Below are 14,234 nucleotides of genomic sequence, written 5' to 3'. Positions count from 1 at the left end.
CGCTGAAGTTCAGTCTCGGGATCGCGCTGAGTCCACTGGACCAGCTGCCCGGCTTGGCGAAAACCGCTGAGGAATGCGGATTTTCATCGATCGCGCTGCCGGACTCGCTGTTCTACATGAAGTCGGCGTCGGCGAAGTACCCCTACACCGCCGACGGCAGCAGATTCTGGGGGCCGGACACGCCGTGGGTCGACCCGCTCATCGGTGCGACCGCGATGGCGGCCGTGACCAGCCGCATCCGCTTTTACACAAACGTGCTGAAGCTGGGTTCGCGCAACCCGCTGCTGTTGGCCCGCCAGGTCGGCTCAGTGGCCAACCTGTCGGGCAATCGGTTCGGTTTCGGGGTCGGGATCGGCTGGGCGCCGGAGGAATTCGAGTGGTGCGGCGTGCCGTTCGCACGACGTGGTGCGCGAGTGGACGAGATGATCGACGTCATCAAGCTGGTGCTGGCGGGCGGGATGGTCGAGTACCACGGCGAGTTCTTCGACTTCGACCCGCTGCAGATCAGCCCGGCGCCGACCCAGCCGGTGCCGTTCTACATCGGCGGGCACACCGAGGCGGCGCTGCGCCGCGCCGCACGGGTGGGCGACGGCTGGACCTCGGCGATGATGACCTACGACGAGCTGTGCCGCACCATCGGCAAGCTGGACGCATTGCGTGACGAGTTCGGCAGGTCCGACGAGCCATTCGAGATCCAGGCGGTGTGCATCGACCGGTTCGGGCGATCCGGATACCAAGACCTCGCCGACGCGGGGGTCACCGACGCAATCGTGGTGCCCTGGCTGGCCGAGGGCATCGGCTTCGACGGCGATCTCGCCGCCAAACAGGACTCGCTGCGCAAGTTCGCGGAACAGAACGTGGCGAAACCCATCGTGGCCGCACGGTGAAGACCACCGCGCGGCAGACCCGCTGGTCAAGGGAGTGCGTATGACCACAACCGAGCATCCGGCCAGGGCCGCAGGCCTGGCGTCCCAGGCTGCCGTGCGAGCGCGGGACAAACAGGCGTGGGTCGCGCTGTTCGCCGAGGACTGCATCGTGGAAGATCCCATCGGCCCTTCGGGTTTCGATCCGGAGGGTAAGGGCCATCGCGGCACGGAGGCGATCGCCGCGTTCTGGGACAAGGCGATCGCCAAGACCGATCTGATCGAGTTCTTGTTCGGCGACTCGTTCGCCTGCGGCAAGGAGGTCGCCTTCACCGGCACCATCCGGAGCACGATCGGCGGTCATCGGATCGACGCCGACGGCGTGTTCACCTACCGAGTGGACGACGACGGCAAGATCGCCGCTCTGCGGGCGTTCTGGGAGGTCGACCGAGCCATGAAGACCGCACGACCGACGGACTGACCGCTCCCGGCCACGGCATACAAACAAGAAGGGCCGCACACCGATAATCGGCGTGCGGCCCTTCTCATGTCAGTGTGCGACCGGGCAGGTCTTGTAGTCGACCGGGAACTCCTTGATCCCGTTGAGCCAGCCCGAGCGAAGGCGCCGCGCGTCACCGAGCTTGCTGATGTCGGGCAGGTGATCGGCGATCGCGTTGAAGATCAGGTCGATCTCCAGCCGGGCCAGGTTCGCCCCGATACAGAAGTGCGCGCCGGTGCCGCCGAAGGACAGGTGCGGGTTGTCCTTGCGCATGATGTCGAACTTCTCCGGGTGCTCGAAGACATCCTCGTCGAAGTTGGCCGAGCGGTACAGCATGACCACACGCTGCCCCTTCTTGATCTGCACGCCGCCGAGTTCGGTGTCCTCCAGCGCGGTCCGCTGGAAGGAGGTGACCGGGGTGGCCCAGCGGATGATCTCGTCGGCGGCCGTCGCAGGCCGTTCCTTCTTGAACAGCTCCCACTGGTCCGGGTTGTCCAGGAACGCCATCATGCCGTGCGAGATGGCGTTGCGGGTCGTCTCGTTGCCCGCGACCGCGAGCATCATCACGAAGAACCCGAATTCCTCCTCGCTGAGTTTGTCGCCATCGATGTCCGCCTCGACCAGCGTGGTCACGATGTCGTCGGCCGGGCACTGCTTGCGGGAGGCCGCCATCTGGTACGCGTAACCCAGGATCTCGACGGAGGCCGCGACCGGGTCCGCGTCGTTGTCCGGGTCGTCGTAGCCGGTCATGTCGTTCGACCAGCCGAAGACCTTCATCCGGTCTTCCTGGGGAACGCCGATCAGCTCGGCGATCGCCTGCAGCGGCAGTTCGCACGCGACCTGGGTGACGAAGTCCCCAGAGCCCGACTCGGCCGCCGCCTTCACGATCGACTCGGCGCGGGCCGACAGCTCCGCCCGCAGACCATTGATCGCCCGCGGCGTGAACCCGCGCGAGATGATCTTGCGCAGCTTGGTGTGCTCGGGCGCGTCCATATTCAGCAGGATGATCCGCTGCATCTCGATCTGGTCGCGGGTGATGTCGTCGTTGAACCGCGGTATGGCGGTGTTCTCGTAGCTGGAGAATACGTCGCTGCGCCGTGACACCTCTTTGACATCGGCGTGCTTGCTGACCACCCAGAAGCCGTCGTCGTGGAAGCCGCTGACGTCGGGCGACTTCGGATTCCACCAGATCGGGGCCGTCCTGCGCAGTTCGGCGTACTCCTCGACCGGAACACGCTCAGCGTAGATGGCCGGATCCGTAACGTCGAACCCGTCCGGCAGATCCGGCCGGGCATTCCGAGTATCTACCACCAGATGGCTCCTTCGACAAACTGTAACACGTTCTATAATCATTGAAGCACAGGCGCGAGTATGAGGAAAGAAACCGGACAGATCCGCCCACGACAAGGGCCATGAACACGTTTCAGTTTTCTGTCCCATAAGGAAAGGTTGGACATGGGCACACCCGTGATCGTCGAGGCCGCTCGGACCCCCATCGGCAAGCGCGGCGGCTGGCTGTCGGGCCTGCACGCGGCGGAACTACTCGGCCTCGCGCAGCGCGGACTACTCGAGCGCGCCCACCTGGACCCGGCACGGGTGGAGCAGGTAATCGGCGGCTGCGTCACCCAGGCGGGCGAGCAGTCGAACAATGTCACCCGGGTCGCGTGGCTGCACGCCGGATTACCCTGGCAGGTCGGCGCCACCACCGTCGACGCGCAGTGCGGCTCCGCCCAGCAGGCCAACCATCTGATCGCCGGGCTCATCGCGGCCGACGCGATCGAGATCGGCATAGCCTGCGGCGTGGAGGCGATGAGCCGAGTTCCCTTGGGCGCCAATGTGGGTGAGCACGCGGGCCCGCGCAGGCCTGCCTCGTGGACCATCGATCTACCCAACCAGTTCGAGGCGGCGGAGCGGATTGCCAAGCGGCGCGGCATCACCCGCTCCGATGTGGACGAGTTCGGCGCGCGCTCACAGCGCCTGGCGGGCCAGGCCTGGGCGGAAGGCCGGTTCGACCGGGAAGTGCTCGCCGTCACTGCTCCTGCGGTGGACAAGGAGGGCAACCCCACCGGCGAAAAGCTGGACGTGACAAGGGATCAAGGCCTACGCGCGACCACCGTCGATGGCCTGGCCCAGCTGAAGCCGGTGCTGGAGGGCGGCGTGCACACCGCGGGCTCCTCCTCGCAGATCTCCGATGGCGCGGCGGCGGTGCTTCTGATGGACGAAAAGGCCGCGCAGCGAGCCGGATTGCGGCCGCGGGCACGGATCGTCACCCAGGCGCTGGTCGGCGCGGAGCCCGAGTTCCACCTCGACGGCCCGGTGCAGGCGTGCACTCGAGTACTGGAGCGATCCGGTATGAAGATCGGCGATATCGACCTTTTCGAGATCAACGAGGCGTTCGCGTCGGTCGCGCTGTCCTGGGCGTCGGTGCACCAGCCCGCCATGGACCGGGTCAATGTCAACGGTGGCGCGATCGCACTCGGCCACCCCGTCGGCTCCACCGGATCACGCCTCATCACAACGGCTTTGCACGAACTGGAGCGCACCGATCGCAGCACGGCGATGGTTCTCATGTGTGCCGGTGGCGCACTCGCGACCGGCACGATCATCGAGAGGTTGTGAGAACTTCAACCATTACGGGCCATTTGTTGAACGTTCATCCCCAGGAGCTGGAAACGTGTCGTACGCCACACAAACTCACATACCACGAACTAGATGAGACGTCAGCTATCTTATCGCTACCAGGAGTCCTTCGAGCAAGACCGCAACGACGGGCCAGAACCGGTCCGCACCTTGACTTCTCGAGAGCCCTTGGCGTGACCCGCAAACGCAACCGTCCCAGTGTCTTCGCCGCACCAGCACCTAGAAGCTTCAAGGAAATCCCGAATCAGGCGTAGGTTTTCAGTTACTGAGCCGCTAATATCAATGATACGTATCCGAGATAACGAGTGTTAGTACAGCGAAGGGAATTGGGCGGCTCACAATGGCTGATTTCGCGGCGCGGCTGAACAAGCTGTTCGAAACCGTGCATCCCCCGGGGCGTAAGCCGCACACCAACGCGGAGGTTGCGGCTGCGCTGACGGCCTCCGGACATCCGATCTCGAAACCGTACCTGTCGCAGTTGCGGTCGGGACAGCGGACGAACCCGTCCGATGAGACGGTGGCCGCCCTGGCGAAGTTCTTCAAGGTCAAGCCGGACTACTTCTTCAACGACATCTATGCCGCCAAGATCGACCATGATCTGGAACTGCTGTCCCAGCTGCAGGGCTACGGACTGCGACGGCTGTCGAGTAGAGCGTTCGACCTGTCCGAAGAATCTCAGAACCTACTCACGTCCATGGCGGAGAAATTGCGGGCAAGCGAAGGCTTGCCCGAAATTCCTCCGGATGGCACCGAATAGGTTCTCCTGCACGGCAGCACAGTGCGACCCAGTGGGTCGCACTGTGCTGCGTTATGCGCCCGTAAGACGGTGCTGCACATAACCGGCGCGCGGTCGTGCCCGAGAAAATAGGGGCACGGCCGCGGGCGGCTATGTCATGTGGTATGGATCGCGCGCCTGCATAACGACTTTCAGCACAGCACAGAGTACGGCGTTCGCGCCGAACCGGATTCACTCCCACACCGGCCGGTTCGAATATAAGACCGGTTGATCAGTATTGCACCGAGCCGATCACTTTCCTACCGGATTGATCAATTCCGAGCGCGCCCGGACGATGTCGATTCGTAGAGCCCGACGATCGCCTGGACCCCACCGGGCAGACTAATGTCCCCGGTGGAGCAATCCACCGTGCGTCGACCACAACACGCCTGTGGATTGCGCGCCCGCCGCGCCAACTGGTCCGCGCGCTCTGCCACCGAGACAAGCAGTGACGCCGGCTACGCGGGCACGACACCTCCGCCGGACTGGAGATAGAACACGTTTACGATTGGCACCACCTGGTCGAAAACCTCGAGCTGCGTGGAGGTTCCGGTTCCGTCGTACGCGACACACGTCGACCGCCGACCGCGGCCCGGCGGTAGGACCGCGAGCTACTCCGCGTCTCGGTTACGCTCATCACCTACCTCTCACCTCCTCGGGAAGAACTGGACACGAGCCGCATCGATCCCGGCCCGCGTGGCCGACGCGCTCCGGAAGCCGACGGCGCCGGACCCGGCGCCCGCGAGGCCGAGCGCCATCGGGCCGCCGATTCACCGAAGGCGGTTCGGGGGCGGGCAGACAGTCGTCGGAATTGCTCGGGCGCACATCGTGATTCGACTCGGCGGGCGGCGAAGGCGCGGCAGCGGGCGGTGGTATCGGTGTCGATGCGGGCGCCTGCACCCGCGAAAGCACCGGCACGAGTGCGAGAATCTGCGAAATCTGCGGTGCCGCCGTGTCTGACGTCCGCGACATGATCGCCGGAGGAAGCGTGTGCGGAAGCCACACGGATGCCTGCGGGGGCGAAATCAAAAGCAGCAGTGCTGGACTCGCGGAACCATGGTTGACCGAACCGACCGCGGCCGAACCTGTTGCGGTGAAACCAATTGCGGCCGAACCAGTTGCGGCCGAACCGACGGCCGCGAAACCGACACCGGCCGAAACTACCGCGGTCCAACCGGCGCCGACCACCGCGGACCCGATCTCCAACACCTCCGACCCGATCCCCACCTCCGACCCGATCCCCAACGGCGTCCGAACCGGCGGCATCGGAGCCGGCGCCGAGCGCGACACCGAGACCAGCCGAACCAGAACCCAGCACTACCGTTACCTGCGATGTGAGTGTTTTTATGACCACTGATACTTCAGGCTGCCGTTCCTTACGAAACGGCAGTCCCCGTCCTACCGACCAATCGGCCGTGCGGGGTAGACGCTTCGACGTCACCCTCCGTCCCCACATGGCGTGCAGGACAGCCCGAGCTATTGCTGCTACATAGAGCGTGCGACCTACGGTCATGCGCCGAGCCTTCCCTCATCAATGAAGCGCAGATCTGTGCCCGGTCGCGACTCTCACACGGGACTCTTCAACGGATGGGTGCCCATGATAGACCGTCAACCCCGCACCGCGTCCCAGAAGGCGAAACCCGGTCAGGACCCGTAGACGGGTTCCGGCGGAGTCGCCTCGGCGATCAGGTCGGCCACCACGGGTCCGAGTTCGGCCGGATTCCAGCGGGCGCCGCGGTCCACAGCGACCCCGTGCCGCCAGCCGTCAGCCAACGCCACCTTGCCGCCTTCGACCTCGAACATCCGCCCGGTCACAGCCGCGGAACGCGTGCTGCCCAGCCACACAACCAGCGGGGAGACGTTCGCCGGCGCCATGGCGTCGAAGCCGTCCTCGGGCTTGGCCATCGTCTCCGCGAACACCGTTTCGGTCATCCTGGTGCGGGCGGCCGGGGCTATCGCGTTCACCGTGACGCCGTAGCGGGCGAACTCGGCGGCGGCGGTAAGCGTCAGACCTGCGATCCCCGCCTTGGCCGCGCCGTAATTGCCCTGGCCGACGCTGCCCTGCAGTCCGGCACCGGAGCTGGTGTTGATGATGCGGCCGTCGACCGGACGACCGGCCTTGGACTCCGCACGCCAGTACTCGATCGCGTGCCGCATGGTGACGAAGTGGCCCTTGAGGTGCACGCGGATCACCGCGTCCCACTCGTCCTCGCCCAGGTTGACCAGCATCCGGTCGCGGACGAAGCCCGCGTTGTTGACCAGCACATCCAGGCCGCCGAAGGTGTCGACGGCCTGGCGAACGAGGCTGCGCGCACCTTCCCAGTCCGCCACGTCGTCGCCGTTGGCCACGGCTTCGCCGCCGAGCGCCTCGATCTCCGCGACGACCTGTTCGGCGGGCGTCTCCGCGGTGGCGGCGCCGTCCAGGGTCGACCCGATGTCGTTGACCACGACGCGGGCGCCCGCGGCGGCGAAAGCGAGGGCGTGGGCGCGGCCGATGCCCCGGCCCGCGCCGGTGACGATGACGGTGCGTCCGACGCAGATCTGCTCGGTTTCCATACTGTGTCCTTTCTGGCATGAGCGGGACCCTCCGTGGTCACGCTCCGCTACCTCCTCCAGGCCTGACCGCTCATGCCCGTGTCCTTTCTGGCATGAGCGGGACCCTCCGTGGTCACGCTCCGCTACCTCCTCCAGGCCTGACCGCTCATGCCCGTGTCCTTTCTGGCATGAGCGGGACCCTCCGTGGTCACGCTCCGCTGCCCCTTCCTGGCCTGACCGCCCCATGCCTGTGTCCTCTTCGTATGTGTCCGGGGTGTTCAGGACTGCTGCTGACCGACGGCCGCGGTGGAGGCAGCAAGGAAGGCGGGCCGCTCGCCGCCACCGTGCACCAGCAGGGTCGCGCCGCTGACGTAGGCGGCCAGCGGGGAGGCGAAGAAGGCAGCACAGCGGCCGATGTCGTCGGGACGGGCCATGCGGCCCAGCGGGATGGTGCGGCCCACCGCGTCGACGCCGTCCTGGTCGCCGTAGTGCAACTGACTCAGTTCGGTGTCGACCGGCCCGACGACCAGCGAGTTGACCCGGACCTTCGGCGCCCACTCGACGGCGAGCGAAGCGGTCAGGCTGTCCATGCCCGCCTTGGCAGCGCCATAGGCAGCGGTGCCTGGCGACGGGCGGTGCCCGCTGACGCTGGAGACGTTCAGGATCGAGCCGCCCTCGGGCTGCTGTTGCATCACCGCGTTGGCGGCCTGCGCGACCAGCAGCGGGGCGAGCAAGTTCAGTTCGACGATCTTGGCATGGAAGTTCGCGCTCGCGGCGGCGGCGAGCGCGAAGGGGGCGCCCCCCGCGTTGTTGACAAGGTGGTCGAGACGGCCGTGGCGCTCGGTGATCGCGTCGATCAGCGCTCGGACCGCGTCGGTGTCCCGAATATCGCACGGCAGGTATTCGATCGCCCGTCCGTCGAGTTCGACGGGAACGTCGGCGGGCCGCCGCGCACAGGCCACGACGGTCGCGCCCGCGGCGAGGAACGCCTTGCTCACCCCCGCGCCTACGCCGCGCACGCCGCCGGTCACCAGAACGACGCGGCCGGACAGATCGATTTCGAGTGCCACCGTGCTAACCTACCAAGCAACTGCTTGCTTTGCCAATGCGCTGGGTTACATGATGGGACTTGCGATGGGGATCAACCGTCACTCCGAATCAACCGGCATCACCGTGATCACGGTCGACTACCCGCCGGTCAACGCCATCCCGACCGACGGCTGGTTCGCTATCGCCGACGAGGTGCGGGCAGCGGGCCGTGACTCGGACACCAGGGTCGTCGTCTTGCGCGCCGAGAACCGCGGCTTCAACGCGGGCGTGGACATCAAAGAGATCCAGAGCAAGCCCGGCCACCAAGCGCTGATCGACGCGAACCACGGCTGCTTCGAGGCATTCGGCGCGGTCTACGACTGCCAGGTGCCGGTGATCGCCGTGGTGCACGGCTTCTGCCTGGGCGGTGGCATCGGGCTGGTTGGCAACGCGGACATCGTGATCGCCTCCGACGACGCCACGTTCGGCCTGCCCGAAGTGGACCGCGGCGCGCTCGGCGCGGCGACCCACCTGGCGCGGCTGGTGCCGCAGCATCTGATGCGCACGCTGTTCTACACCGCGAGCACCATCACCGCCCAGCAGTTGCAGCACCACGGTTCGGTCTACCAGGTGGTGCCGCGCGCCGAACTCGACGCGGCCGCGATGGAAGTGGCGAAGAACATCGCGGCCAAGGACGCCAGGGTGATCCGGGCGGCGAAGCGGGCACTCAACGGCATCGACATGCAGGACGTGTACCGCAGCTACCGGTACGAGCAGGGATTCACCTTCGAACTCAACCTCGCCGGCGTCGCCGACGAGATCCGCGCCCGGTTCGACGACGATCTGGCGGCGCGCAAAGCCGGGCAGTAGGAACCACGGCGCGAACGGCGGCCCGGAGGAGGCGGTTTGCGCAACCACGAAGGGCCCCGAGAGTGCTGACAATCAGTTAGGGAGCGAAAAGCCATGCGAGACAAGCGGATGTCGCTCGACGAGGTCGTCGGCGAGCTGCGCAGCGGGATGACAATCGGCATCGGTGGCTGGGGGTCGCGGCGTAAGCCGATGGCACTGGTGCGGGCCATCCTGCGTTCGAACATCACGGACCTGACGGTCGTCGGCTACGGCGGGCCGGATCTCGGGCTGCTGTGCTCGGCGGGCAAGGTACGCAAGGCGTACTACGGCTTCGTTTCACTGGATTCGCCGCCGTTCTACGACCCGTGGTTCGGCAAGGCTCGCACCTCGGGCTCGCTGGTCGCGCGCGAGATGGACGAGGGCATGCTCAAGTGCGGGTTGGAGGCCGCGGCGGCGCGGCTTCCGTTCCTGCCGATCCGCGCCGGACTCGGCTCGGATGTCCCGAACTTCTGGGATGGCGAACTGAAGACGGTCGAATCGCCCTACCCCGGCCAAGACGGCACGCCGGAAACTCTGATCGCTATGCCCGCGCTGAATCTTGATGCGGCACTGGTGCATCTGAACCTCGGCGACCCGCACGGCAACGCCGCATACACCGGCGTCGACCCCTATTTCGACGACCTTTTCTGCCTGGCGGCGCAGCGGCGCTATGTCTCGGTGGAACGCGTGGTCGAGACCGAGGAACTGGTGAAAACCGTTCCGCTGCAATCACTGTTGCTGAATCGCATGATGGTCGACGGCGTCGTGGAGGCACCGGGCGGCGCCCACTTCACCCTTGCCGGGGACAGCTACCGGCGCGACGAAAAGTTCCAGAAGCACTACGTCGAGTCCGCCAAGTCGCCGGAGGCATGGCAGACATTCGTCGACAAATACCTGGCGGTCTCCGAAGAGCAGTACCAGGCCGCCGTGCGCGAGTTCGCCGAAGGTGGCGCGTGATGAGAGAAGTGGACCGCGTGTCCCGCATGACACAGGAGGCTCGATGAGACACAATCGCGCAGCGCTCATCGCGCCGACGGGGTGCGGGAACCCCCGCATGACACAGGAGGCTCGATGAGACACAATCGCGCAGCGCTCATCGCGCCGACGGGGTGCGGGAACCCCCGCATGACACCGGAGGCGTCGCGATGACCAGTGCCGAAACCATCACCAGGGCCGAGGTGTGCGCGGTCGCCTGCGCGGAGATCTTCAGCGGCGCTGGGGAAATCATGGCCAGCCCGATGTCACCGATGTCGATCATCGGCGCACGGCTGGCCAAGCTCACCACCGAACCCGACCTGCTGCTCTCCGACGGCGAGGCGCTGTTGCTTGCCGACACTCCCCCGATCGGCGGCAAGGCGCCCATCGAGGGCTGGATTCCGTTCCGGAAAGTGTTCGATGTCGTGGCCTCCGGCCGGCGGCATGTGGTGATGGGAGCCAACCAGATCGACCGATTCGGCAATCAGAATCTCTCAGCGTTCGGCCCGTTGCAACAGCCGACCCGGCAGATGTTCGGCGTGCGCGGCGCACCGGGCAACACGCTCAACCACGCCACCAGCTACTGGGTTTCGCGGCACACCAGGCGGGTCTTCACCGACCGAGTCGACGTCGTCTCCGGCGTGGGGTACGACAAGGTGGACCGGGCCAATCCCGCGTTCCGATTCCTGCACCTGCATCGCGTAGTGACCAACCTGGGCGTTTTCGATTTCGAAGGTCCCGGCCACACCATGCGTGCCCGCAGCCTGCACCCCGGCGTCACCGCCGACGAGGTCGCCGAGAACACCTCATTCGAGATCGCGGGCCTCGCCGACGCGGGCGAAACCCGCTCGCCCACCACCGAAGAGCTCCGCCTGATCCGAGAGGTGCTCGATCCCGAGAAGATTCGAGAAACCGAGGTCGCGTCATGAGCGAGCGTACGACTGGCACGGCCGAGCATCGCTCGGTCATGACGGAGCCGAGAACCAGCGAGGGGGCGTCATGACCGAGCACCTGCACACCGCGCTGACCACCCTGGTCGGCATCGAGCATCCGATCGTGCAGACCGGCATGGGCTGGGTCGCAGGCCCGAGCCTGGTCTCGGCCACCGCGGAGGCGGGCGGGCTCGGCATCCTCGCCTCCGCCACCATGACTTTCGCGGAGCTGGAGGCGGCGATCGCGAAGACCAAGGCGCACACGTCGAAACCGTTCGGCGTGAACATCCGCGCCGACGCCACCGACGCCACCGAGCGGATCGATCTGCTGATCCGCGAGAAGGTGGCCGTCGCCTCGTTCGCGCTCGCCCCCAAACACGATTTAATCGCCAAGCTGAAAGATGCCGGGGTAGTGGTGATCCCGTCGATCGGTGCGGCAAAGCACGCGGTGAAAGTCGAGGCCTGGGGCGCGGACGCGGTGATAGTGCAGGGCGGCGAGGGCGGCGGGCACACCGGCCCGGTGGCCACCACGCTGCTGCTTCCCTCGGTGCTGGACGCGGTGGACATCCCCGTGGTCGCGGCGGGCGGGTTCTTCGACGGGCGCGGTCTCGCCGCTGCCCTTGCCTACGGCGCGGCGGGTGTCGCGATGGGTACCCGGTTCCTGCTCACCCAGGAGAGCACGGTGCCCGACGCCGTGAAGCACGAGTACCTACGCAGGCAGTTGCAGGACACGGTGGTGTCGCTGAAGGTCGACGGCATGCCGCACCGCGTGCTGAACACCGAACTCGTACAGCGCCTCGAACATTCGGGCCGCTGGCGTGGTCTTGCCGCAGCGGTCTCCAATTCCGCGAAGTTCAAGAGCATGACCGGGATGAAGTGGTCGACCCTGGTCCGCGACGGACTGGCGATGCGAAAGGCCAAGGACCTCAACTGGTCCCAGGTCGTCATGGCAGCCAATACACCGATGTTGTTGCGTGCGGGGCTGGTCGAAGGGAATACCCAGGCGGGGGTGCTCGCGGCCGGACAAGTCACCGGGATCATCGAAGACCTGCCCACCTGCAAGGAATTGATCGACCGGATCGTCACGGACGCAGTCGCGCGGATCGAGGCGATCGGCGCGCTCGCCGACCGCGCGGATTCTGCTTCCGAGTGAATCGACGTCCTCCCCCGCCCGAAGGAGGGGATTCCGGGCTGGGCGGCACTGCGCCGCGCTTCCGGTGGGTTCCTGATTCGAAGCCGACCGCTCGACCGAGGTCGAGTCCGACGTCGGCTCCACAGGCTTGTCCGGTGTCGCCGACCAGACCGGTGCGTGCGAATCAGCGCTCGACGTCGGGATCGCTCGAGGACGGCACACTCGCCGACAATTGGTAGCAGGCTGCCTTCGGTTCGGTGGGGCCGCAGGCAGCTGGCTCCGGTAGCGAACTGTGCGCGATTGCCACGAACGCCGGCGTGCGGTCGCACTCGGCGGCGTCAGACACTTCCAAACAGCAACAACAACGCGAACTTGCACACCGGTATTCGACAGGAGCGACCGCGCTCCTCGAGAGTGGACGCTCCGTTCGATCCGAACGCTCCCCAGCGCTGGTCAGCCGGATTCACTCGGATCCGTGATACTGCACCGTGTGAGTGCATGCCGTGGCCAGCGGGCAGAGAGACCAGCACGATGACGGTGCTACCGGTTCGCTTGCCGGATAGTTTGATACTGCGATCCGCGATTCCGGACGACCGAGACGCGTTCGTGTCCCTCCAGTCCGATGCCCATAAGGATTCGGACGGCAAACCCAGTGCGGCTGTGGGCGCTTGGAGCGCTGAGCTTTTCGATCACGCACATCCCACCATGGAACTGGCGGACATCACGGTGGTGGAGGACCCTGCCACTGGCGCGCTCGTGTCCGGTCTGACCCTGGTGCCGCAGATCTGGTCCTACGCCGGGATCCCGTTCGGCGTGGGCCGACTGGAACTGGTGGCGACGCATGCCGACTATCGCAGGCGGGGGCTCATCGGTCGCCAGTTCGACGCACTGCACGAGCGCAGTGCGGGCCGCGGCCAGCTGATGCAGGTCATCACCGACCTGATGTTCTTCCATCAGGAGCACGGCTATCACGCGGTGCTCACCCAACGCGCGGGCCGTGGCGGCTGGACGCGCGACCTGCCGTCGGCGCCCTCGGCGGGCGAACCTGTCGGATTGCGTTGTGCTACCGCGGCCGATGCGCCTTTTCTGGAGCGTATCGACCGCCATGCCGGGTCCCGGGCATTGCTCACCTGTGCACGCGACCGAGCTTTGTGGGAATACGAACTGACCGGCCGCAGCCGCGACAACATGATGCGCGACGAAATCCTCGTCATCCAGCAAGGCGATCGACCGGTGGGCTATGCGTTGTCGGGTTATGGGGGCATTCCCAGTTTTCCCATTCCCAGCTGGCTGCCCGGGCAGTCGTGTCCAGAATCGGTGACTTCCATTTCCGGGCTCGAATTGGCGCCGGACGCGTCCTGGTCGGAAATACTGCCGAGCGTATTGCGGCAGACGACGGGTGCGGATGGATACATGCTGTGGCTCGGCACCGAGCATCCCGCCTATCGGATACTGGGCGATCTGCTGGTACGACGGCCGCCGAGCATCGGCTGGTTCGTTCGGATTCCTGATCTCGCCGCGTTTCTTCGCCACGTCACACCGGTGCTGGACAAGAGGCTGGCCGAGTCGGCCTTCCGCGGGCATACCGGCACGCTGCGGCTGCATTTCTACACCTTCGGCTTGCGACTGCACTTCCAGGGCGGAAAATTGGCCGATATCGACCGGTGGCCGGAGCACGCCAGGCGTTCCTCGGATGCCTCCATGCCGGTCGCGATGTTCTTGTCGCTGCTCCTGGGCCACGCCGACCTGACGGAACTCGCCCCGGCGTATGCCGACCATCGACTGCAGACCCGGCTCGGAGCGGCGCTGCTCGCCATCCTCTTCCCCAAGCTTCCATCGCAAATCTGGCCAGTAATCTGATAATGAAGGAATTCTCGTGACCGTGCTCGAAACCATAGCAGCGCAAAGAATAAGAAAAGATTATCACGCTCGAACACCGAAATCTCTGCGGTTACACGAGGATGCG

General features: G+C 66.0%; 13 protein-coding genes. 10 read left to right on the top strand and 3 right to left on the bottom strand.

Annotated elements, in window-relative coordinates; genetic code table 11:
* Positions 1 to 2 precede the first annotated feature (2 nt).
* The gene (locus tag OHB12_RS27500; protein ID WP_327121542.1) at positions 3 to 887 is read left to right on the top strand and encodes a TIGR03619 family F420-dependent LLM class oxidoreductase; all 885 of its coding nucleotides are present in this window, start codon (positions 3 to 5) and stop codon (positions 885 to 887) included.
* Positions 888 to 927: 40 nt separating this feature from the next.
* The gene (locus OHB12_RS27495; protein WP_327112055.1) at positions 928 to 1,344 is read left to right on the top strand and encodes a nuclear transport factor 2 family protein; all 417 of its coding nucleotides are present in this window, start codon (positions 928 to 930) and stop codon (positions 1,342 to 1,344) included.
* Positions 1,345 to 1,413: 69 nt separating this feature from the next.
* Here the strand turns inward: OHB12_RS27495 and OHB12_RS27490 are convergent, their stop codons facing one another.
* Positions 1,414 to 2,715, bottom strand: coding sequence for a cytochrome P450 (locus tag OHB12_RS27490; RefSeq protein WP_327112053.1), 1,302 nt, complete (start codon positions 2,713 to 2,715; stop codon positions 1,414 to 1,416).
* Positions 2,716 to 2,817: 102 nt separating this feature from the next.
* Here OHB12_RS27490 and OHB12_RS27485 point away from each other — a divergent pair, with 102 nt between their 5' ends.
* The 3 genes from OHB12_RS27485 (at position 2,818) to OHB12_RS27475 (ending at position 6,134) form a co-directional block, all read left to right on the top strand.
* Positions 2,818 to 3,981 carry a steroid 3-ketoacyl-CoA thiolase gene (locus tag OHB12_RS27485; protein WP_327112051.1) on the top strand — a complete coding sequence of 388 codons (1,164 nt, stop codon included), beginning with the start codon at positions 2,818 to 2,820 and terminating at the stop codon, positions 3,979 to 3,981.
* Between the two features lie 361 nt (positions 3,982 to 4,342).
* On the top strand, positions 4,343 to 4,759 hold the full coding sequence (locus tag OHB12_RS27480) for a helix-turn-helix domain-containing protein (RefSeq protein WP_011207048.1): 417 nt from the start codon (positions 4,343 to 4,345) through the stop codon (positions 4,757 to 4,759).
* A gap of 1,078 nt (positions 4,760 to 5,837) precedes the next feature.
* The gene (locus OHB12_RS27475) at positions 5,838 to 6,134 is read left to right on the top strand and encodes a hypothetical protein (RefSeq protein WP_327112049.1); all 297 of its coding nucleotides are present in this window, start codon (positions 5,838 to 5,840) and stop codon (positions 6,132 to 6,134) included.
* A gap of 287 nt (positions 6,135 to 6,421) precedes the next feature.
* Here OHB12_RS27475 and OHB12_RS27470 read toward each other — a convergent pair whose 3' ends face one another.
* Entirely contained in the window at positions 6,422 to 7,333 is a 912-nt protein-coding gene (locus tag OHB12_RS27470) for an SDR family oxidoreductase (RefSeq protein WP_327112047.1), read from the bottom strand.
* A 257-nt stretch (positions 7,334 to 7,590) separates the two neighbouring features.
* Positions 7,591 to 8,382, bottom strand: a complete 792-nt coding sequence (locus OHB12_RS27465) for an SDR family oxidoreductase (RefSeq protein ID WP_327112044.1) — start codon at positions 8,380 to 8,382, stop codon at positions 7,591 to 7,593.
* Between the two features lie 64 nt (positions 8,383 to 8,446).
* Here OHB12_RS27465 and OHB12_RS27460 point away from each other — a divergent pair, with 64 nt between their 5' ends.
* The 5 genes from OHB12_RS27460 (at position 8,447) to OHB12_RS27440 (ending at position 14,128) form a co-directional block, all read left to right on the top strand.
* Positions 8,447 to 9,211 carry an enoyl-CoA hydratase family protein gene (locus tag OHB12_RS27460; protein WP_327112043.1) on the top strand — a complete coding sequence of 255 codons (765 nt, stop codon included), beginning with the start codon at positions 8,447 to 8,449 and terminating at the stop codon, positions 9,209 to 9,211.
* 93 nt (positions 9,212 to 9,304) lie between these two features.
* Positions 9,305 to 10,186 carry a CoA transferase subunit A gene (locus OHB12_RS27455; protein WP_327112041.1) on the top strand — a complete coding sequence of 294 codons (882 nt, stop codon included), beginning with the start codon at positions 9,305 to 9,307 and terminating at the stop codon, positions 10,184 to 10,186.
* Positions 10,187 to 10,374: 188 nt separating this feature from the next.
* Positions 10,375 to 11,133 (top strand): CoA-transferase subunit beta, encoded by a 759-nt coding sequence (locus OHB12_RS27450; RefSeq protein ID WP_327112039.1) that lies wholly within the window; start codon positions 10,375 to 10,377, stop codon positions 11,131 to 11,133.
* A gap of 70 nt (positions 11,134 to 11,203) precedes the next feature.
* A complete protein-coding gene (locus OHB12_RS27445) occupies positions 11,204 to 12,289 on the top strand; it encodes an NAD(P)H-dependent flavin oxidoreductase (RefSeq protein WP_327112037.1) in 1,086 nt (361 codons plus the stop codon).
* Between the two features lie 477 nt (positions 12,290 to 12,766).
* Positions 12,767 to 14,128 (top strand): GNAT family N-acetyltransferase, encoded by a 1,362-nt coding sequence (locus OHB12_RS27440; protein ID WP_327112035.1) that lies wholly within the window; start codon positions 12,767 to 12,769, stop codon positions 14,126 to 14,128.
* Positions 14,129 to 14,234: the final 106 nt, after the last annotated feature.

Origin of the sequence: Nocardia sp. NBC_01730 (genome assembly GCF_035920445.1) — a bacterium.
In the GTDB taxonomy this organism is placed as follows: Bacteria; Actinomycetota; Actinomycetes; order Mycobacteriales; family Mycobacteriaceae; genus Nocardia.
Note: the sequence above shows the minus strand (reverse complement) of the source record. Positions and strands in the feature narration are given on the sequence as shown.